This window comes from Streptomyces olivaceus (genome assembly GCF_000721235.1).
Classification (GTDB): Bacteria; Actinomycetota; Actinomycetes; order Streptomycetales; family Streptomycetaceae; genus Streptomyces; species Streptomyces olivaceus.
On record NZ_JOFH01000023.1, the window covers coordinates 83748 to 103537 of the forward strand.

General features: G+C 72.5%; 16 protein-coding genes and 1 riboswitch. Of the genes, 9 read left to right on the plus strand and 7 right to left on the minus strand.

What is annotated here, in order from left to right; translation table 11 throughout:
- Positions 1 to 93 precede the first annotated feature (93 nt).
- Complete coding sequence (locus IG94_RS0124860) at positions 94 to 1215, minus strand: ATP-binding protein (protein WP_031041294.1); 1122 nt, start codon at positions 1213 to 1215, stop codon at positions 94 to 96.
- 131 nt (positions 1216 to 1346) lie between these two features.
- On the opposite strand from IG94_RS0124860, the gene IG94_RS0124865 reads away from it, so the two are divergent.
- Positions 1347 to 2708 (plus strand): hypothetical protein, encoded by a 1362-nt coding sequence (locus tag IG94_RS0124865; RefSeq protein ID WP_031041296.1) that lies wholly within the window; start codon positions 1347 to 1349, stop codon positions 2706 to 2708.
- A gap of 88 nt (positions 2709 to 2796) precedes the next feature.
- Positions 2797 to 4440, plus strand: a complete 1644-nt coding sequence (locus tag IG94_RS0124870) for a DUF5691 domain-containing protein (RefSeq protein ID WP_031041299.1) — start codon at positions 2797 to 2799, stop codon at positions 4438 to 4440.
- Positions 4441 to 4483: 43 nt separating this feature from the next.
- Here IG94_RS0124870 and icmB read toward each other — a convergent pair whose 3' ends face one another.
- Positions 4484 to 4900, minus strand: a complete 417-nt coding sequence (gene icmB / locus IG94_RS0124875; RefSeq protein WP_031041301.1) for a coenzyme B12-dependent isobutyryl CoA mutase small subunit — start codon at positions 4898 to 4900, stop codon at positions 4484 to 4486.
- Positions 4901 to 5397: 497 nt separating this feature from the next.
- Between icmB and IG94_RS0124880 the strand changes: the two genes are divergently transcribed.
- Both IG94_RS0124880 and IG94_RS0124885 read left to right on the plus strand, forming a co-directional pair.
- On the plus strand, positions 5398 to 6387 hold the full coding sequence (locus tag IG94_RS0124880; protein ID WP_031041304.1) for a lipase family alpha/beta hydrolase: 990 nt from the start codon (positions 5398 to 5400) through the stop codon (positions 6385 to 6387).
- Positions 6388 to 6583: 196 nt separating this feature from the next.
- Entirely contained in the window at positions 6584 to 8275 is a 1692-nt protein-coding gene (locus IG94_RS0124885; protein ID WP_031041308.1) for a M23 family metallopeptidase, read from the plus strand.
- Between the two features lie 32 nt (positions 8276 to 8307).
- Here IG94_RS0124885 and pcrA read toward each other — a convergent pair whose 3' ends face one another.
- Entirely contained in the window at positions 8308 to 10797 is a 2490-nt protein-coding gene (gene pcrA / locus IG94_RS0124890; RefSeq protein WP_031041309.1) for a DNA helicase PcrA, read from the minus strand.
- A gap of 251 nt (positions 10798 to 11048) precedes the next feature.
- A riboswitch (cyclic di-AMP (ydaO/yuaA leader) is annotated at positions 11049 to 11229 on the plus strand.
- A 6-nt stretch (positions 11230 to 11235) separates the two neighbouring features.
- Between pcrA and IG94_RS0124895 the strand changes: the two genes are divergently transcribed.
- On the plus strand, positions 11236 to 12399 hold the full coding sequence (locus IG94_RS0124895; protein WP_031041312.1) for a C40 family peptidase: 1164 nt from the start codon (positions 11236 to 11238) through the stop codon (positions 12397 to 12399).
- A gap of 26 nt (positions 12400 to 12425) precedes the next feature.
- On the plus strand, positions 12426 to 13439 hold the full coding sequence (locus tag IG94_RS0124900; RefSeq protein ID WP_031041315.1) for a tellurite resistance/C4-dicarboxylate transporter family protein: 1014 nt from the start codon (positions 12426 to 12428) through the stop codon (positions 13437 to 13439).
- Here the strand turns inward: IG94_RS0124900 and IG94_RS0124905 are convergent.
- Positions 13417 to 13770: a membrane protein gene (locus IG94_RS0124905; RefSeq protein WP_031041318.1), complete on the minus strand. Its 354-nt coding sequence runs from the start codon at positions 13768 to 13770 to the stop codon at positions 13417 to 13419. The genes IG94_RS0124900 and IG94_RS0124905 overlap by 23 nt on opposite strands.
- A 318-nt stretch (positions 13771 to 14088) precedes the next feature.
- Here IG94_RS0124905 and IG94_RS0124910 point away from each other — a divergent pair, with 318 nt between their 5' ends.
- Positions 14089 to 15138 (plus strand): C40 family peptidase, encoded by a 1050-nt coding sequence (locus IG94_RS0124910; protein WP_031041321.1) that lies wholly within the window; start codon positions 14089 to 14091, stop codon positions 15136 to 15138.
- A gap of 126 nt (positions 15139 to 15264) precedes the next feature.
- On the opposite strand, the gene IG94_RS0124915 is transcribed toward IG94_RS0124910, so the two are convergent.
- Together IG94_RS0124915 and IG94_RS0124920 are read right to left on the minus strand one after the other, a co-directional pair.
- A complete protein-coding gene (locus IG94_RS0124915) occupies positions 15265 to 16011 on the minus strand; it encodes a LuxR C-terminal-related transcriptional regulator (protein ID WP_031041323.1) in 747 nt (248 codons plus the stop codon).
- Positions 16008 to 17300 carry an ATP-binding protein gene (locus tag IG94_RS0124920; RefSeq protein WP_031041325.1) on the minus strand — a complete coding sequence of 431 codons (1293 nt, stop codon included), beginning with the start codon at positions 17298 to 17300 and terminating at the stop codon, positions 16008 to 16010. The genes IG94_RS0124915 and IG94_RS0124920 overlap by 4 nt, the downstream gene beginning before the upstream one ends.
- A gap of 229 nt (positions 17301 to 17529) precedes the next feature.
- Here IG94_RS0124920 and IG94_RS0124925 point away from each other — a divergent pair, with 229 nt between their 5' ends.
- On the plus strand, positions 17530 to 18972 hold the full coding sequence (locus IG94_RS0124925) for a PspC domain-containing protein (RefSeq protein WP_031041326.1): 1443 nt from the start codon (positions 17530 to 17532) through the stop codon (positions 18970 to 18972).
- Positions 18959 to 19219, plus strand: coding sequence for a hypothetical protein (locus IG94_RS0124930; protein WP_031041327.1), 261 nt, complete (start codon positions 18959 to 18961; stop codon positions 19217 to 19219). The genes IG94_RS0124925 and IG94_RS0124930 overlap by 14 nt, the downstream gene beginning before the upstream one ends.
- A gap of 17 nt (positions 19220 to 19236) precedes the next feature.
- Here IG94_RS0124930 and IG94_RS0124935 read toward each other — a convergent pair whose 3' ends face one another.
- The gene (locus tag IG94_RS0124935; protein WP_031041328.1) at positions 19237 to 19755 is read right to left on the minus strand and encodes a DoxX family protein; all 519 of its coding nucleotides are present in this window, start codon (positions 19753 to 19755) and stop codon (positions 19237 to 19239) included.
- Positions 19756 to 19790: the final 35 nt, after the last annotated feature.

Genomic DNA, 19790 nt, shown 5'->3' on the forward strand with positions numbered 1-19790 from the left:
CTCTCCCCGTGCCAGATCCGGTGCCTCTGCCTCTGCCTGTGCCTGTGGCGGTTCCCGTACCTGCCGCTGCCGCCGCCCCCGCCCCTGCGCCGTTCACGCGCTGATCTCCCGGCAGGCCCGATAGAAGTCCTGCCAGCCCTCGCGCTCCCGGACCACCGTCTCCAGGTACTCCTGCCAGACGACCCGGTCGGTGGCCGGATCACGAACGACGGCGCCGAGCACGCCAGCGGCGACGTCGCCGGGCCGCAGCACCCCGTCGCCGAAGTGGGCGGACAGCGCGAGTCCGCCGGTGACGACCGAGATGGCCTCGGCCGTCGACAGCGTTCCGCTGGGCGACTTCACCTTCGTGCGCCCGTCACTCGTCAGCCCGTCGCGCAACTCCCGGAAAACGGTGACGACCCGGCGGATCTCGTCGACGCCGACGGGCACCGGCGGCAGGTCGAGGGACCGGCCGATCTGGTCGACACGGCGCGTGACGATCTCGACCTCCGCCTCGGCGCTCTCGGGCAGCGGCAGCACCACGGTGTTGAAGCGGCGCCGCAGGGCGCTGGAGAGCTCGTTGACCCCGCGGTCGCGGTCGTTGGCGGTGGCGATGAGATTGAAGCCGCCCACCGCCTGCACCTCCTGGCCCAGCTCCGGTATCGGCAGGGTCTTCTCCGACAGGACGGTGATGAGGGTGTCCTGGACGTCGGCCGGGATGCGGGTCAGCTCCTCCACCCGTGCGGTCATCCCCTCCGCCATGGCCCGCATGACCGGGCTGGGCACGAGGGCCTCGCGGCTGGGACCGCGGGCGAGGAGCTGCGCGTAGTTCCACCCGTAGCGGATGGCTTCCTCCGGGGTGCCGGCCGTCCCCTGGACCAGCAGGGTGGAGTCCCCACTGACGGCCGCGGCGAGATGCTCGGACACCCACGTCTTCGCGGTGCCCGGCACACCGAGAAGGAGCAGGGCGCGGTCGGTGGCGAGCGTGCTGACGGCGACCTCGACGACGCGCCGCGGGCCCACGTACTTCGGTGTGATCACCGTGCCGTCGGGCAGGGCACCCCCGAGCAGGTAGGTGGCGACGGCCCACGGCGACAGCCTCCAGCGGGCCGGACGCGGCCGGTCGTCCTGCACGGCCAGCGCCGCCAGTTCGGCCCCGAACGCGTCCTCGGCGTGCGGCCGCAGCACTTCGGCGGGCGTCGAAGGTGCGGTCGTCGGCTCCACGGACACAGGCATGGCTGATTCCCCCTCCAGCTCGGCCGGTTCGATCTGTCATCCACCGTGCACCACGCCACTGACAATCGCTCTGACCAGCGAAAACGCTCGCCGTCGGCCCGTTGTCAGTGGCGGGTCCTACCTTCGATGGCATGACTCAGCAGGGGGTGCGCTGGACCGTGGAGCAGGTGCTGACGCTGGCGCCGGACGCGGCGTCGCGCGAGGCGGGGAGCAGGCTCGGCGCGGCCGGCCCCTGGTCCGGGGTGGGGAGTTCCGACGGGGGGACGGTGTGGGGACTGTGCGAGGGAAGCGGCAGCGAGCCGTACCGGACGGTCGTCACGGTCGCGGACGGGACCGGGCCCGCGTTCCGGTGCGACTGCTCCAGCCGCAAGCTCCCGTGCAAGCACGCGCTGGGACTGCTGTTGCTCTGGGCGGGCGGGGCCGGGGCGGTGCCGGAGGCCGAGGCACCGGCCTGGACGCGGCCCTGGCCCGTCGAGCGGCGCGCGGGCGCGGGGCGGGAGAGGAAGGGGCCGGCGGCCGGCCCGCACGGCGCGGCCGGTACCGGCGACCCGGAGGCGGCACGACGCCGTGCGGAGCAGCGGGCGGGGCGGATCACCGCGGGCGTGACGGATCTGGAGCAACGGCTGACGGACCTGCTGCGCGGCGGCCTGGCGGGCGCGGAACAGCCGGGGTACGCGCTGTGGGAGGAGACGGCGGCCCGCATGGTCGACGCCCAGGCGCCCGGACTGGCCCTTCGGGTGCGGGAGCTGGGGGCCATACCGTCGTCGGGTCCCGGCTGGCCGGTCCGGCTGCTGGAGGAGTGCGCCCTGCTGCACCTGCTCGGCCGGGGCTGGCTCCACCGCGAGCGGCTGCCGGACGCGCTGGCCGCGACGGTCCGTTCCCGGGTGGGTCTGCCGACGTCGGCGGACGGCTCTCCGGTGCGGGACCGCTGGCTGGTCGTCGCTCGGTACGACACGGCGGACGCGCGGCTGACGACCCGCCGCACCTGGCTGTACGGAGCGGAGGAGGAGCGCGCCGTGCTGCTCCTCTCCTACGGCGCGGGCGGTCGGCCCCTGGAGCCGGCACTGCCCGTGGGACTCGCCCTGGACGCGGAGGTGTCGGCGTACCCGGACACCGGTCGGCGGCGCGGAGCCCTGGGCCGCCGGTTCGGACCGCCCGCACCCGCCCGGACACGCCCGCGCGGGGTGACGGCCGCCCGGGCCGCCGCCGACTACGGCGAGACGCTCCGCGAGGACCCGTGGCTGGAATCGGTGCCGGTGGCACTGGAGCGGGTGGTCCCGGTACCGGACGGCGACGCTTGGCAACTGGCGGACGCCGACTCGGACACGGCGCTGCCGCTCACCCCGGCGACCGGGAACCGGCCCGGCCTGTGGCGCCTGGTCGCCCTGTCGGGCGGCGCCCCCGTGACGGTCTTCGGGGAGTGCGGTCACCGCGGCTTCACTCCGCTGACGGCCTGGCCGACCGGACCGGGCCCGGCGGTACCGCTGTGCTGACCCGCGCCGCACGGGGCGCGCCCGACCACGCAAGAGCCCGAGGGGACTTGAGGACGACCAGGGATCCAGGAGATCAGAGGGGAACCGTATGACCAGGGTGGACGCCCTTCCGCCCGGCGGCTCTGCAGCCGCCGCCCCAGCCGTCTGGGAGGCACTCGTCACCTCGGCCCTGCTCGGGACGGACCGGCGCACGCCGCCCGGAAGCGGACACGGTCCGGGGGCGCCGGAGGCGCTGCTGGACGCGGCCGCCGCCGAGACCGTCCGCCGTCGGGCCGGGCTGCGGCCGGCCCGGGCCGCGCGACGCCCGGACCCCGCTCCCGGGGATCCCCGCCCCGCGCTCCCGGCCGCCGCCGCCCACCGGCTCACCATGCTGCTCGCCGACCGCCCCGGTCCGGCGGCCGGCGGGCGCCGGGGCGGCGCGCCCGATCTGATGGAGTTGCTGCCCCAGTGGCTGGCGACGGCCAACGCCCGTGGTTTCGCGGCCCCTCCGGAGGCCCTCCCGGCACTGCTGGACGCGGCCCGGGGGCGTACGGACCTGCGGCCGGCGGTGCTGGCGTTCGCCGGGCCGCGTGCCGTCTGGCTGGCCCGGTTGAATCCGGACTGGCGGTTCGCGCTGCGTGCCATGCCGGGCGTGGGACCAGTGCCGCCCGGCTCCGATGCCGAGGAGCGGGTGCGACGGCTCTGGGACGAGGGCCTGTTCGCCGAACGGGTCGCGCTCCTTGCGGCTCTGCGGACCCGTAACGCGGGCGGTGCGCGGGAGTTGCTGGCCTCGACCTGGGCGGCGGAGCGTGCCGAGGACCGGCTGATGTTCCTCGACTCGCTGCGCACGGGGCTGGATGCCGCGGACGAGCCGTTCCTCGAAGAGGCGTTGGCCGACCGCAGTCGCAACGTACGGGCGACAGCGGCGGAGTTGCTGTCGGCGCTGCCGGGTTCGGCGCTGGCCGGGCGCATGGCGGCACGGGCCGTGACGTGCGTGTCGCTCGACCGCGCCCTCGTCCCGCCGGCGATCGCCGTCGAGGCGCCCCACGAGTGCGATGCGGGCATGGAGCGGGACGGGGTGGTGTCCAGCCCCCCGGCGGGGCGGGGAGAACGGTCGTGGTGGTTCGGTCAGCTGGTGGAGGCCGCTCCGCTCCGGACCTGGTCGGCGCGGCTCGGCGGTCGCGGTCCCGAGGAGATCGTCGCCCTGCCCGTGTCGGACGGCTGGGGTGGCGAGCTGCACGCGGCGTGGTGCCGGGCGGCGGTGCGGCAGGGCGACGGCGCGTGGGCGAGGGCGCTGCTGGGAGCGCCCACGGCCCCCGAGGCCGGCGGTCCGGGGGCGGTGTCCCTGGCCGAGCGGGCGAAACTGCTCGGCACGCTGGACGCGGAGGAACGGGCCGCCTGGGTCGCCGGGTTCATCGCGACACACGGTCTGTCCGAGGCGTTCCAGCTGCTCGGCATGTGCGGGGTGCCCTGGGCGGTGCCGCTGGGGCGGGCCGTGGTCGACGCGCTCGACATCGCCCGGGACGCCGGAAGTTATCCGTGGAGTTTCAGCGGTGTCATGGGCCTGGCCGAGCGCTGCCTCGACCCGGCGGAGGCGGGCCGCCTCGACGCGCTGCTGGCGACACCCGACGAGCCTGAGAACGCGTCGCCGGGAGCCGGAAGTTACTGGGCGGAGGCGTTCCAACGGCTCGTGACGACCCTGCGGCTGCGGGCGGCGATGGCCGGGGAACTGGAGGGAGGACGGGAAGAGTAGCAAGTGTGCCCCGGCGGCACCGGGGCGGCTCGGGTCGCGACGGCTACGCCTGCGCGTGCTCCTGGACGTTGGCCCGGACCCAGTCCACGATCGACGCCGTGGTCGCTCCGGGGGTGAAGATCTCCGCGACGCCCTTCTCCTTCAGCGGGGCGATGTCCGCCTCGGGGATGATGCCGCCTCCGAAGACCAGGATGTCGGCCGCGTCCCGCTCACGGAGCAGCTCGATCACGGCGGCGAAGAGCGTGTTGTGCGCACCGGAGAGGATGGACAGTCCGATCGCGTCGGCGTCCTCCTGGATCGCCGTGTCCACCACCTGCTCCGGTGTCTGGTGAAGCCCGGTGTAGATGACCTCCATACCGGCGTCGCGCAGCGCACGCGCGATCACCTTGGCCCCGCGATCGTGGCCGTCGAGCCCCGGCTTGGCCACCACCACGCGGATCGGACCGGCTGCCACACCCATCACTGCCTCCATGAAGCGACTACATCCAACCGTACGGACAAGTACCGCACACTTCACCGATGCCGTACACACGGGCACGGCATCCATATCGACACACGCCGCCCAAGTGCGCCAAGTACGCGAAGTGCGCGGAGCGTGCGCTCCCACGGACGCGAAGCCCCGCACCACCGGGTCCGACGAAGTGAACGAACGTTATCCCCAGCATCCCGCAGCCGACAGTTTCGCGGTGGATACAGAGGGGGAAATCACACGGTGGGACACGTTCGCCGCCCCCGGCTCGGGGCGCGGTGATCGAAACGCGCAGGAGAGCCGCGGCGAGGCGGGACAAGGCAGCGGCGGACGACGACGGCATCGCCGACGCAGGACGCACCCGTCCGGCCAAACCTCGCAAACCTCACCCACCACTGGTGTCACGGCTCTCCAACAAGGGCACACGGGGGATTAAGGGCACACGGGGGACAGAGGCGTCCCTGCGCGTGCCGACAGGAGGTCGGCCCATGAAGGTCACCACGGCAGCACTGCCCCTGCTCCCGCTCTGTCAGCGTCTGCTTCCCGAGCTTCCCGGGCTTCCTGGGCTTCCGGGGGTTTCCGCGCTCCCCGGACTGTCCGGACTACCCGGACTGCCCGCCGTACCGGGACTGCCGGAACTCGCGAGCCTCCCCGGACGGCTCACGGGCCTCTCCCTGAACCTGCTGAAGGCGAGCGCGCTGGAGGCCGCGATCCTCGCCGGGCATCTCCTGCTCTACCCCTCCGGCATCATCCAGGAGCGCCGAGCGGCGGCCCCCCACGCGCCGGCGGACCCCGAGGCCGCACGCCACGCGCCTCCCGCGCCCAGGCTCCCGACCCCCGAGAACCCCCCGGTCGTACTGCTGCACGGCTTCATCGACAACCGCTCGGTCTTCCTGTTCCTGCGGCGCAGTCTGGCCCAGCACGGCAGGCACCAGGTCGAGTCACTGAACCACTCCCCTCTGACCTGCGACATCCGCACCGCCGCCGAGCTGCTCGGCCGGCACATCGAGGAGATCTGCGAGCGCACGGGCAGCGAGCGGGTGGATGTGGTCGGGCACAGCCTGGGCGGACTGATCGGGCGGTACTACGTCCAGCGCCTCGGCGGAGACGCACGGGTGCGCACCCTCGTGACGCTCGGCACCCCGCACTCCGGCACGCGGGTGATTCCGCTGGCCAACGCGCACCCCATCGTCCGCCAGATGCGTCCGGGGTCGGCGGTGCTCGAGGAACTGGCCCAGCCCGCGCCCGGCTGCCGCACGCGGTTCGTCAGCTTCTGGAGCGACCTCGACCAGGTGATGGACCCGCTGGAGACGGCCTGCCTGGACCACGCCGACCTGACCGTGGAGAACGTCCGGGTGAGCGGCGTCGGCCATCTCGCGCTGCCCGTGCACCCCACCGTGGCCACGGGCATCAGGCAGGCACTCGACACCATCGGGTCGGAAACGGGCGAACACTCCGGCGGTCTGACGGTCGCCTGACCCCGGCACAACCCGTTCAGATTCGAACGAATCTCGAACACAAAGCCAAAGCCTTGCCCGCCGACCGCCAAAACACGGCCGATTGCCCGTTTCCTTCGACAGCGAAACCTGACGAAGATTGTCGTGCCCGTATACCGCCGGGTACAGTCGCCGCACTGCTCTGGCAGCCCCTGTTGTCGAGGCGAAAGAGAAGTTGGTGAACGACCCTCACCCGTCGGGGACCGCAACCACCCCGGCTCCGGCTTCCGAAGCCGCTTCGGCGCAGTACGCGTCGTACGGCGCACAGGAGGCCCAGTACGGGAATTTCACCACGTACTCCGGTTACGACACCACCGGTTACTCCACCGGCGCCGGCACCACGGCCGCCTTCGACACGGACCCCCTTTTCGGCAGTATGCCGGGCGACACCACCGGCACCTACGACGTCACCGGTTCGTACGGCACCACGGGCGCGTGCGACGCCACCCAGTGGTCCACCGGCAGCGGGCAGGTCCTGAACTACGACGCGTACGCGGCCCAGCACCACACCGCCTACGACACCGGCGCCTACGACACGACGACGTGGACGGCCGGTTACCAGCAGGCCGCCGCCATGCCGCCGCAGGCCGCGGACGCCGGGGCCACCGGGCAGTGGGACACCGGCGCCTGGGCGCACCCGGACCAGTCCGGCGACCCGGTCGACGGAACCCAGCAGTGGGACTGGGGCACCCAGACCTTCGAGACCGGCACCTTCACCACCGGCGCGGTCGGAAACGCTTCCTTCGAGACCGGCGCGTTCGACACGAGCGCCTTCGCCACCGGCACCGCCGACACCAGCACCTTCGCCACCGGCACCTTCAACTCCGGTGCCTACGGCGACGGCACGGTGGACACCGGCGCCTACGACGCCACTCAGTGGAACCCGGACGCGACCGCAGCGGACTTCGCGGAGCACTCAGCGGCGGACGCCGCCCTCGACACCCCGCACGGCCACGAGGAGCCCGGCCCGGAAGGCGGCGAGCCGGCCGCCACCGGTGAACTCCCCACCGTGATGCCACTCCTGGACGACCAGGAAGAGACCACCCCTGCCACCCCTGCCACCCCCGCCACCACCACCCGAGTCCCCACGGCCCGCACCGGCTCACGCGGCGGGTCGGGCTCCCGCCGCCGCCAGCCCGCCAAGCGCTCCGCCCTGCTGACCATCGCCGTACCGTCGGCCTGCGTGATGAGCGTCGCGGGCATCGCCGCCGCCTCCGTGGGCAGCCTGACCGGCGACGACGGCGTGGAGACGACGGCGGCCGCCGCGGACCCGGGCGAGGCCGAGGCCGCGCCGGTCAAACCGTCCGCCGCCAACAACAAGCTGGACACCCAGCTCACGAGCCTCGCCGCCGGCGCCGACGACTTCGCCGACCGGGCCAGCCGGACGCAGGAGCGCATCGACCTCAAGGCCCAGCAGGCGGCCGAGAAGAGGCGGGCGGCGGAGGAGGCGGCCCGCAAGGAGCGGCTGCGTCCCAAGTTCGCGCTCCCGGTCGCCCAGCACGGACTCAGCGCGTACTACGGGCAGGCCGGCATCAACTGGATGTCCGTGCACAGCGGCATCGACTTCCCCGTGTCGTACGGGACGAAGGTGATGGCCGTGACCGACGGGACCGTGCGTACGCAGTACAACAGCGCGTACGGGAACATGCTCATCCTGACCGCGAAGGACGGCACGGAGACGTGGTACTGCCACCTCTCCAGCTACCAGGTCCCTTCCGGTACGACGGTGAAGGCCGGTGACGCGATCGCCTTCTCCGGCAACTCGGGCAACTCGACCGGCCCGCACCTGCACTTCGAGGTGCGCCCCGCGGGCGGATCGGCGATCGACCCGCTCTCCTGGCTGCGCAGCCACGGACTCAACCCGCAGTGAGACCCTGACCCTTCAGCGGACCGGCCGGACACTCAGAGCTTCTCCACCGGCGCGTACCGCAGCAGCAGCCGCTTCGGCTTGGGGTCCCCGAAGTCGACCGTCGCCTCGGCGTTCGCGCCCGTGCCCTTGACGCCGACCACCGTGCCGAGGCCGAACTGGTCGTGCGTGACGCGGTCGCCGACCGCCAGCGAGACCGTGGGCTGGTCGGCGGAGGCCGACCTGCGCGTGGCGAAGCCGGACGCGCCCGAAGCCGACGAGCGGGAGCGGGACGAGGACAGCGAGGCGGCCACCCCCGAGACCGGCGCGGAGGGCGCGGGCCCGTTCGCCCCGGTGCGCTTCCACTCCAGGTGGGGCGCCGGGATCTCCTCCAGGAAACGGGAGGGCGGGTTGTACGACGGCTGGCCCCAGGCGCTGCGCAGGGTGGCCCTGGTGAGGTAGAGCCGCTCCCGGGCGCGCGTGATCCCGACGTACGCCAGGCGCCGCTCCTCCTCCAGTTCCTTGGACTGGCCGAGGGCGCGCATGTGCGGGAAGACGCCGTCCTCCATGCCCGTGAGGAAGACGACCGGGAACTCCAGGCCCTTGGCGGTGTGCAGGGTCATCAGGGTGACGACACCGTCGCCGTCCTCTTCGTCGGGGATCTGGTCGGAGTCGGCGACCAGCGCGACCCGCTCCAGGAAGTCGGACAGGGTGCCGCCCTCGTCGCCCTCCGCACGCTCCTGCTCGAACTCCAGGGCGACGGCCGCGAGTTCCTGGAGGTTCTCGATGCGGGTCTCGTCCTGGGGGTCGGTGGAGGACTGCAGCTCGGCCAGGTAGCCGGTGCGTTCGAGGATGGCCTCCAGGACGGTGGCCGGTCCGGCACCGGACTCCACGACGGTCCGCAGGTCCTCCATGAGCGTGTTGAACCGCTTGACGGCGTTCGCCGAGCGCGCGGCCATCCCGTACGCCTCGTCGACGCGCCTCAGCGCCTGCGAGAAGCTGATCTTCTCGCGCTGGGCGAGGGCGTCGATCATCGCCTCGGCACGGTCGCCGATGCCCCGCTTGGGGACGTTGAGGATCCGGCGCATCGGCACGGAGTCCTCCGGGTTGGCCAGCACCCGCAGGTAGGCCAGGACGTCCCGGACCTCCTTGCGCTCGTAGAAGCGGACGCCTCCGACGACCTTGTAGGGCAGGCCGACGCGGATGAAGATCTCTTCGAAGACACGGGACTGGGCGTTCGTGCGGTAGAAGACGGCGACGTCGCCGGCCTTCGCCTCGCCCGCGTCGGTGAGGCGGTCTATCTCTTCGGCGACGAACTGGGCCTCGTCGTGCTCGGTGTCGGCGACGTACCCGGTGATCTGCGCGCCGTTGCCCTGCTGGGTCCAGAGGTTCTTGGGGCGGCGGGACTCGTTGCGCTCGATGACCGCGTTGGCCGCGCTGAGGATGGTCTGGGTGGAGCGGTAGTTCTGCTCGAGGAGGATCGTCGTGGCGTCCGGGTAGTCCTCCTCGAACTGGAGGATGTTGCGGATGGTGGCGCCGCGGAAGGCGTAGATCGACTGGTCGGCGTCACCCACCACGCACAGCTCGGCGGGCGGTACCTCGGCCTCGGGCGGCACGTCAACCGCGTGCTCCGAGGGGATGCCGACCAGCTCGCGCACCAGGGCGTACTGGGCGTGGTTGGTGTCCTGGTACTCGTCGACCAGGACGTGCCGGAAGCGTCGGCGGTAGTGCTCGGCGACGTCCGGGAAGGCGCGGAGCAGGTTGACCGTCGTCATGATCAGGTCGTCGAAGTCGAGGGCGTTGGCCTCGCGCAGCCGCGACTGGTAGAGGGCGTACGCCTGGGCGACGCTCTTCTCGAACCCGTCGGCCGCCTGTGCGGCGAAGTCCTCCTCGTCGATCAGCTCGTTCTTCAGGTTGCTGATCTTGGCGCTGAAGGACTTCGGCGGGAAGCGCTTGGGATCCAGGTCCAGGTCGCGGCAGACCAGCGTCATCAGGCGCTTCGAGTCGGCGGCGTCGTAGATGGAGAACGACGACGTGAAGCCCAGCTTCTTGGACTCGCGGCGCAGGATGCGCACGCACGCGCTGTGGAAGGTCATCACCCACATCGCGTTCGCGCGCGGGCCGACGAGCTGCTCGACGCGCTCCTTCATCTCGCCCGCGGCCTTGTTGGTGAAGGTGATGGCGAGGATCTGGCCCGGGTGGACGCTCCGCTCGGCCAGCAGGTGGGCGATGCGGTGGGTGAGCACGCGGGTCTTGCCGGAGCCGGCTCCGGCCACGATGAGCAGCGGGGAGCCGGAGTGGACGACGGCGGCGCGCTGGTTCTCGTTCAGCCCGTCCAGCAGGGCGGCCGGGTCCAGGACCGGGCGCGGCGCACCGTCCCGGTAGTGGGTGTCCCGGTCCGGCGGCGCGTCGAACTTCCCGGCGAACAGATCGTGCGGGACCTGCTCCGGTCCGTGATCGTCCTCGGGCGGAGGCGGGGGTTCCTCCTCGTGACCACGGGGGGTCTGGAGGCTCGCCAGGAAGTTGTCGTCAAAGAGGCTGCTCATCGCTCTCCGAGTCTAGGGCGCCCCACCGACAACCCGGTGCCACCCCGGAAAATGCCCGGCACTCCGGGACCGGGCACGCCCTGCGACAGGCCGGACCACGAAGAGTGACACTCCTGCCCGAAGTGCGGCACACCCACGAAAGGTCACGAAAATGTATCGGGCATATCACCCACCAACCTTCACAGCGGCCACACGGGTTGGCTACGGTGCGGGCAGGCCGCTCGACCCCCTCCGGCGAACCTCGCCGGGCCGTGCGGCCTCCGCTTAGTCCGGTGTGCCCGCACGGCACCCGGAGCCGGGGACCCAACCGAGACATTGGGGTGAATCGGCCGCACCGCCCTCCCCGAGGACGGTCCGCCGTAGGGCAACCCTTCCGCGCAACACCGCCCGAACCCGACAGCTAACCCGGTAGGCGGAGCACTGGAAGGAGTCGCCTCCTTGGCGTCGCACCGCAAGTCGCGCTCCACCGGCACCCGCGTCGCAGGCATACGGACCCCCGCCCTCGCCACGGCGGCCCTCACCTCCGTCGCCCTGCTGTCCCAGACGGCCAACGCCGCGCCGTCGGACGACCGGCCGAGTCTCGAAGAGGTCGAGAAGAAGGTCGACGACCTGTACCGCCAGGCCGGATCGGCGACCGAGAAGTACAACGCGGCCAAGGAGAAGACCTCCAAACAGCGCAAGAAGGTCGACACCCTCCTCGACGACGTCGCCAAGCGCACCCAGAAGCTCAACGACGCGCGCACGGAGCTGGGTTCCTTCGCCTCCGCCCAGTACCGCACGGGCGCGTCGGTCCCCGAGACCGCGACCCTGCTGCTCGCGGACTCCCCGCAGGACTACTTCGACCAGAACCAGCTGATGAACCGCCTCACCGGTCGTCAGAAGACCGCGGTCGACGACTACGTCACCCAGCAGTCCGAGACGATGAAGAAGCGCCAGGAGGCCACCGCGGGCCTCGATACGCTCACCGACTCGCAGAACGACCTGAAGACGGCCAAGTCGACCGTCCAGAAGAAACTCGCCACCGCGCGGGAGCTGCTTTCCGAGCTGACCGCCGAGGAGAAGGCCCGGCTCGCGGCGATCGAGAAGAAGAAGCAGAAGGAAGCCGCCCGCAAGGCCGCCGAGCTGGCGAAGCAGCAGGCGGCGGAGGAGGCGGAGCGCAAGCGGCAGGAGGAGGCCGCCCAGCAGCAGGGAAGCGGTTCCTCCTCCGGTTCGTCCGAGTCGTCGACGCCGGGTTCCTCGAACGGCACCCAGGCCCAGAAGGCGCTCGCCTTCGCCCAGGCCCAGATCGGCAAGCCGTACGTCTGGGGCGCCACCGGTCCCGGCTCCTACGACTGCTCGGGCCTGACCCAGGCCGCCTGGAAGGCCGCCGGGGTGACACTGCCGCGTACCACCTACGACCAGGTCAACGCCGGCACGACCGTCTCCGTCTCCCAGGCCCAACCCGGTGACCTGGTCTTCTTCTACGACGACATCAGCCACGTCGGCCTCTACGTCGGCGACGGCAAGATGGTCCACGCCCCGAAGCCGGGCGCGTACGTCCGCGAGGAGTCGATCTTCTACGACGGCGAGTCGTCGATCCACAGCGTGGTGCGCCCGGCCTGACGGGCCCCGCTCTCTAGCATCGGGGCATGTCGTCCGGTAGCTCCCCCTCCCCCTTGCGCGCCTGGTGGGCGCAGCGTCCACCGGCGGCCGGGGCCGCGGTCATGGCGACCGGCATCGTGTCGGTCGCCCTGCACCTGACCGGTCACGAGTCCCTGTCCCGGACCGCCCTGGTCCTGGCGTGCGCCGCGTGGGTGACACTGGCGGCGAACTTCGTCCACCTGCTGCCGGCCGAGCGGACCCGGTGGACGACACGGGCGGGCACACCGGGCGCGCTGACCGCGGTCGCCGCGACGACCGTCCTCGGCACCCGCTTCACCCTGCTCGGCTGGACACCGCTCGCGGCGGTGCTGCTGACGTCGGCCGCGCTGCTGTGGCCGGGACTGCTGGTGCTGGTGGTACGGCGCTGGGGGCGCAGAATGCCCGGGGCGGTGTTCCTGGGGTGCGTGGCCACGGAAGGGCTCGCCGTGCTCGGCGCCACGCTGGCCGCGGCCACCTCGACGGCCTGGCTGGCGCACGCGGCCCTGGTGCCGTTCTGGCTGGGGATCGTGCTCTACCTGATCGCGCTGTTCCGCTTCGATCTGCGGCAGGTGGCCCGGGGCCGCGGCGACCACTGGGTGGCGGGCGGTGCGCTCGCCGTCTCCGCCCTCGCCGGCGCCGAACTGCTGGCGGCGGCCGGGACGGGCATGTACCTGTGGAACGCCGACGACCAGGCCGTCCTGCACGACCTGACCGTCTTCCTCCTCGCCCTGGGCCTGGCATGGTACGCGGTACTCCTGGCCGCCGAGATCGTGTGGCCCCGTCTGCGCTACGACGTGCGCCGCTGGTCGACCGTCTTCCCTCTCGGCATGACGGCGGCGGCGACGCTCTCCGCTGCGACCGTCCTCGACGCGCCCTGGCTGGAGACGCCCGGCCGGGCGCTGCTGTGGATCGCGGTGGCCGGGTGGCTGGCGGTCGCGGCGGGAGCGGTCGTCGCGGCCCGGGCCGGGCTGCGGTCCGCGGCCGGGGGCGCCCCCGGGCTCAGGTCCACAGCACCGCGATGAAGACGTTCACGACGGTCAGCAGGCCCACCAGGCCGAACAGCGGCTTCTCCACCTTCTCGGCGTCGCGCTTCACGTAGACCAGTCCGAGGACCACGACCAGGACGGCGAGCTTCACGCCGATCTTCACGTTGTCGACGGGGTGGTCCTGGGCCTGGTTGAGGCCGACCAGGACGGCACCGGTGACCAGCATCGTCAGCGCGCCGTGCAGCATCGCGGGCGTGAACCGCGCGGCGCCCTGGCCCGTCGCCTTCATCTGGGTCAGGAAACCGCCGAGGAGCGCGGCGATACCGATGATGTGCAGACCGACGAACATGTGGATGAGTACGTCCATGGGGCCGGAGCCTAATGAGCACCCGCGGGCGCCCGGACACCGGCCCGCCCCGCCCTTCCCCGGGGCCCCGTAGCAGCTCAGGTCCCCCATCCGCCCCCGTGTCCCGAAGATCGGTCATCACCCTGCGTGAAGACGACGGCCGCCGGACGCGACGGTGGTCACAAACGGTCGCCTTCCGATCCTGTACCGCCACTTCCGCGCATTCCGTCACCGGTCCGTTACCGGCGCGCCTAGCGTCCTGCCCCAGGCAGCCGGAGCGGACCGGAGCCGACCCGGCACGGGCCGGAGTCGAGTCGTACGGAAGGACGTGGATCGCAGGTGGGAACGCACCGCAGGCCGCGACAGCGCGCGACGGGCGGCGGCAGAGCCCGTACGGCCGTCACCATCACCCTCGCGGGCGCGGCCACCGCGACGGGCCTGGGCGGAACCGTGCATGCCGACCCGCAACCGACGGCGGCGCAGGTCAAGGCCACGGTGGACAAGCTCTACCAGGAGGCCGAGGTCGCCACCGAGAAGTACAACGGCGCGAAGGAGAAGGCCGACGCCGCCGAACGGCGCCTGGAGGACCTGCGGGACGAGGCGGCGCGCAAGGAGGACCGGCTGAACTCGACCCGGGAGGCGCTGGGCTCCGTCGCGGCGGCGCAGTACCGCAGCGGGGGCCTGGACCCGGCCGTGCAGCTCGCGCTCTCCTCCGATCCGGACCGGTATCTCGACGGCGCCGCGTTCGCCGAGCGCGCGGGCACCCGGCAGAAGGCCGCCGTGGGCCGCGTGCGCAAGGAACTCCGCGACGTCGAGCAACTGCGCGGTGCCGCCCGCGTCGAGGTGGCCTCGCTGAATTCGCGCCGGGCGGAGCTGCAACGCCACCGCGAGACCGTCACCGGCAAGCTGGAGGCGGCCCGCCGGCAGCTGTCCCGGCTGACCGCCGAGGAACGCGCCCGCGTCGGCGACGGCACGGGGGCTCGCGCCTCACGCGCGGCGGGCCCCAGGGAGGGACTGCCGGCCTCCGCCCAGGCCCCCCACTCCCGCGCGGCGGCGGCCGTCGCCTACGCCCACCAGAAGCTCGGCAGCCCCTACGTATGGGGCGCGACGGGTCCGAACGCCTTCGACTGCTCGGGCCTCACCCAGGCCGCCTACCGCGCCGCCGGTGTCTCCCTGCCCCGCACCACCTACGCCCAGATCGACGCGGGCCGTCGCGTCGGCCGGTCCGAACTCCTCCCCGGCGACCTGGTCTTCTTCTACTCGGGCATCAGCCACGTCGGCATCTACGTCGGCGACGGCAAGATGATCCACGCCCCGAACCCGTCGGCACCGGTCCGGGTGGCCCCGGTCGACGAGATGCCCTTCGCGGGGGCGGCGCGCGTCGTCTGACTCGGACGGGGTGACTGCGGTGGTGCGGGGCCGGTGGTGCGGGGCCGGTAGTGCGGGGCCGGCAGTGCAGGGCCGGTGGTGCGGCGTCGGTGGTGTGACGGGGCTCCGCGGACCGCACGGCTTCCGTCAGACCAGTCGCCGTGCCGTCGCCCAGCGCGTCAGTTCGTGGCGGTTGGAGAGCTGGAGCTTGCGCAGGACCGCCGAGACGTGGGACTCGACCGTCTTCACCGAGATGTAGAGCTGCTTGGCGATCTCCTTGTACGCGTAGCCGCGGGCGATCAGGCGCAGCACCTCGCGCTCGCGCTGGGTGAGGCGGTCCATGTCCTCGTCGACCGGCGGGGCGTCGGTGGAGGCGAACGCGTCGAGGACGAAACCGGCCAGGCGCGGGGAGAACACGGCGTCGCCCTCCTGGACCCGGAAGACCGAGTCGACCAGGTCGGTGCCGGTGATGGTCTTGGTGACATAGCCCCGGGCGCCGCCGCGGATGACGCCGATCACGTCCTCGGCCGCGTCCGACACGGACAGGGCGAGGAAGCGGACGGGCCGGTCGGTGTCGCCCATCAGGGGGGCGCAGCGGCGCAGCACCTCGACTCCGCCGCCGCCGGGGAGGTGGACGTCGAGGAGCACCACCTCGGGGCGGGTCGCGGTGATGACCGTGACGGCCTGGTCGACGTCGGCGGCCTCGCCGACGACCTCGACCCCGGTCTCGGCGGTCTGGCCGATCTCGGCCTGGACTCCGGTACGGAACATGCGGTGGTCGTCGACGAGCACCACGCGTACCCGGCGCTCCCCCGTGCCGCCGTTCGCCGGCTGCGCGGGCTCGGCCGTCTCGCCCGCTCCCGCGATTCCGTCCGCCTCGGTCGGGTCGCTCATGACGTCTTCTCCGCCCTCTCCATTTCCAGTTCGACCTCCGTGCCGCCGTCGGGCACCGCGCGCAGCCGCGCCGTGCCGCCGTTGCGCTCCATGCGGCCGATGATCGATTCTCTGACGCCCATCCGGTCGGCGGGGATCGAGTCGAGGTCGAAGCCGGGGCCGCGGTCCCGGACGGACACGAAGACCGTCCTCCCCTCGACTTCGGCGAAAACCTGTACGGCGCCGCCCTCGCCACCGTACTTGGCCGCGTTCACCATGGCTTCACGCGCGGCCTGCATCTGTGCGCCGACCCTCTCGTCGAGCGGGCAGTCGCCGACGACCACGACCTCGATGGGGACACCGTGCTTGTCCTCGACCTCCGCGGCGTTGCGTTTCACGGCCTCGGCGAGGGTGGTGGGCTCCTCGTCCTCGTCCTTGCCGTTGCCCTCCGGCTTGTAGAGCCAGGAGCGCAGGTCCCGCTCCTGGGCCCGGGCCAGGCGGCGCACCTCGCCCGCGTTCTCCGCGTTGCGCTGGATCAGGGTCAGGGTGTGCAGGACCGAGTCGTGGACGTGGGCGGCGACCTCGGCGCGTTCCTGGGCGCGGATGCGCATCAGCCGCTCCTCGGAGAGGTCCTGCGTCATCCGGACCAGGTAGGGGCCGGCGAGGAGCGTTATCCCGACGAGGACGGCGAGGGCCGCCTGCAGGACGGAGCCGAGGTGCGCGGCGGAGCCCTGGAGGACGAAGATGCCGGTGACACCGGCCGTCACCAGCAGGACCCCGGCCACGGAGCGCAGCAGGGTGACGGTGCGCCGGTGGCGTCCGACCTCCGCCCAGCGGGCCCGGCGCGCGTTGTCCGCCTGGCGCCAGACGAGGGCGACACCGGCGCCGACGAGCACGGTCGGCCAGAGGTAGGCCTTGGCTCCGCCGCCGAGGTCGACGTTGCCCACGAAGACCAGGGCCACGACGACCATGAGCAGCAGGGCGACCATCTGCCCCTTGTCCGGTCTGCGGGCGACGAGTCTGCGGCGGCCGTCCGGCGCGGTCTCGGAGGTGACGAGGGACGGCGGCTTCTGCGCCTCGACACCGCCGACGCCCAGCGGCACGAAGAACCAGAAGGCCGCGTACAGCAGCGCGCCCAGACCGTCGGCCATGAACAGGCCGACGAAGGCGAAGCGCACCCAGATGACGGGCAGCCCGAGATGCCCGGCGAGCCCCCGCGCCACGCCACCGAGCCAGCGTCCGTCACTGCTGCGGTAGAGCTTGCGCGGCGGCCGCGGTTCTGCGAGGGGTGCTGCTGCGGCTTCCGGCATGACACTGATGGTCACACGGGTGCGGGAGCGGCGGCATCAGGGTCCGCCCCCCATACTCCCCTGATCTGCTCCCCCGGTCCTGGGCCGAGGGGCCGGTCCTGGGCCGAGGGACCAATCCTGGGCCGAGGGGCCTCGAACGCTTCCCGAACGTCCGCTCAGGGGCGATATCAGGGTCCGACCAGGGTCGTACCGACTGCCGTCGCGGCGCCGCGCCCGTCACCATGGAGCCATGACAGATCACGAGCACGCCGCGACGGGTCCGGGACCCGGCTCCGGCCCGCGCCCTCCACGGGGTGCCGGGCCGCAGGATGCCGCGCCCGCCGCGGATGTTCCCGGTACCGCGAGCGGCCCGGGCGTCACCGACGACGCCGACGCTCCCGGGCCGCCGCAGCACTTCCGGCGCGACCGCCGGTACAAGACGCTCGCCGGAGTCTGCGCCGGCCTGGGACGGCAGTGTGATCTGGACCCCGTGATATTCCGGATCACCCTCGCGGTGCTCTCCGCGACCGGCGGCATCGGTCTCCTCTTCTACGGCTTCGCCTGGCTCTTCGTCCCCTACGACGACGAGGAGGAGAACGAGGTACGCAAGCTGCTGACCGGCCGGGTCGACGGCCAGGCGCTGGCGGCCGTGCTCTTCGCCCTGGTCGGCTGCGGGATCTTCCTGACCATGCTGCGCAACGGCGGGGTGCTGACCTTCGCCGTCGTCCTCTCGCTCCTCCTCGCGGGCGCCGGGTACTGGTCGCGGCACCGCAGGGCCCCCGAGCCCGACCCGCTCTCCGCCCAGACCGTCGCCGACGCTCCGCCGGAGGCCCAGGCGCCCCCGATCATGTACACCTGGCCCTCCTGGTGGCGTGGCCCCATAGTCAAGGACGGAACCCACGACGGCGGGACCGGATACCTGTGGGGCCCGTCGGACGCGGAGGACCGCGACATCGCGGCGGCCGTCGCCATCGGCCGCGGGCTCGCGGGCCGCAGAGGCCTCGACCTCGCGTACGCCCCTGCGGGCGGTGCCCGGCACCCACGGCGCCCGCAGCCGCGCGGCCCCCGCGGAATCGGGGGCTGGGTGTTCCTCCTCGCCGTGCTCGCCGGTTTCCTCGGCACCCGGCTGACCTGGGACGACCACCCGCTCGGCACCAGCCTGCAGACCGGGCTGGCATGTGCGCTCGCCGTCTTCGGTCTCGGCATCGCCGTCAGCGCCTTCCTCGGGCGCACGGGAGCGGGTTCGGTCTTCCTGGCGATCATCACGGCGGGCCTGCTGGCCGGCTCGGCCGCGGTACCGAAAGACGTGGGCACGGAATGGTCCCGGACCACCTGGGCGCCGGCGGCCGTGGCGGACGTGCGCGAGGAGTACCAGATCGGCGCGGGCAGCGGCACCGTGGACCTGTCCCGCCTGGACCTGACGGAGAAGCAGACGGTCAGCACCCGCGCCGACGTGGGCATCGGCCGAATAAGGATCGTGGTGCCCCGGGACGCGACGGTGCGGCTCAGCGTCTCGGTGGGCGTCGGCGACATCCGGCTGCCGGGCGACGAGGACAAGGACGTGGACGTGGCGCCGGGCAGGCACAAGGAGATCACCCTGCGTCCCACCGGGAGCGGCGAGGACACCGGGACGCTCGACCTCGACCTCCAGGTCGGCATCGGCCAGGCGGAGGTGACCCGTGCTGCGTCATAGGTTCCAGCCCGGACGGCTGGTGGCCGGCGTCTTCCTGATCCTGGCCGGGGTCATCTACGCCGGTGACGCGGGCGGGCTGTGGGAGACACCGTGGTTCGTGGTGATCCCCGTCGTGGTGGGCGGTCTCTGCCTCGCGGGAGCGGTCGGCGTCGTGGCCCGGACCGTGCACCGGCGCACCGTGCACCGGCGCCGGGGGGCGCCGCACACGGGACAGCCGGACGAGTCCCGAGCGGACCCTTCCGGCTGACGGGCGAACGGCATCCCCTAGTAGACCCCCCTGCGGCGCCGGTTCCCGATCAAGGCGTCCAGTGACCAGAAGGGTGCGCCGGCCAGCACGAGCGGCACCCAGCAGAACATGTACGGGAGGTCGTTGCCGTAGTAGTACGGGTCGGAGGCCCAGCTGACGGTCAGCCACAGGCTGAGCGAGATCAGCGCGCCCCCGAGCGCGGCCAGCCGGGTGAGGAGGCCGAGCAGGACGCCGACGCCGACGGCCAGCTCGCCCAGCGCGATGGCGTAGCCGAAGCCGGGCGGGTTCTTCAGTGCGAGGTCGACCAGCGCGGGGAGGGCCGAGGAGTCCCGGACGGCCCGCATCATGTCACCCACGGAACCGGCGCCGCCGTCCTTCATGAAGGCGCTGTCGGTGAGCTTGTCCAGACCCGCGTAGACGAAGGTGACGCCGAGGAAGATCCGTAGAGGAAGGAGGGCGTACCGGGCGGCACTGTCCCGCCAGTCCCCGCCACCCTGTTGGGAGGGGGACACATCCGTCCGCCTACCGTGAGTCATCACTGCCAGCCGCCTCCCGCCGCGCATGCCGAGAC

Excerpts from the sequence above, each read along its gene's own strand:
- IG94_RS0124935 (WP_031041328.1), bottom strand. The coding sequence starts at position 19,755 with ATGACTCACGGTAGGCGGACGGATGTGTCCCCCTCCCAACAGGGTGGC.
- IG94_RS0124870 (WP_031041299.1), top strand. The coding sequence starts at position 2,797 with ATGACCAGGGTGGACGCCCTTCCGCCCGGCGGCTCTGCAGCCGCCGCC.
- IG94_RS0124920 (WP_031041325.1), bottom strand. The coding sequence starts at position 17,300 with ATGCCGGAAGCCGCAGCAGCACCCCTCGCAGAACCGCGGCCGCCGCGC.
- IG94_RS0124865 (WP_031041296.1), top strand. The coding sequence starts at position 1,347 with ATGACTCAGCAGGGGGTGCGCTGGACCGTGGAGCAGGTGCTGACGCTG.
- IG94_RS0124925 (WP_031041326.1), top strand. The coding sequence starts at position 17,530 with ATGACAGATCACGAGCACGCCGCGACGGGTCCGGGACCCGGCTCCGGC.
- IG94_RS0124905 (WP_031041318.1), bottom strand. The coding sequence starts at position 13,770 with ATGGACGTACTCATCCACATGTTCGTCGGTCTGCACATCATCGGTATC.
- IG94_RS0124900 (WP_031041315.1), top strand. The coding sequence starts at position 12,426 with ATGTCGTCCGGTAGCTCCCCCTCCCCCTTGCGCGCCTGGTGGGCGCAG.
- IG94_RS0124860 (WP_031041294.1), bottom strand. The coding sequence starts at position 1,215 with ATGCCTGTGTCCGTGGAGCCGACGACCGCACCTTCGACGCCCGCCGAA.
- icmB (WP_031041301.1), bottom strand. The coding sequence starts at position 4,900 with ATGGGTGTGGCAGCCGGTCCGATCCGCGTGGTGGTGGCCAAGCCGGGG.
- IG94_RS0124880 (WP_031041304.1), top strand. The coding sequence starts at position 5,398 with ATGAAGGTCACCACGGCAGCACTGCCCCTGCTCCCGCTCTGTCAGCGT.
- pcrA (WP_031041309.1), bottom strand. The coding sequence starts at position 10,797 with ATGAGCAGCCTCTTTGACGACAACTTCCTGGCGAGCCTCCAGACCCCC.
- IG94_RS0124915 (WP_031041323.1), bottom strand. The coding sequence starts at position 16,011 with ATGAGCGACCCGACCGAGGCGGACGGAATCGCGGGAGCGGGCGAGACG.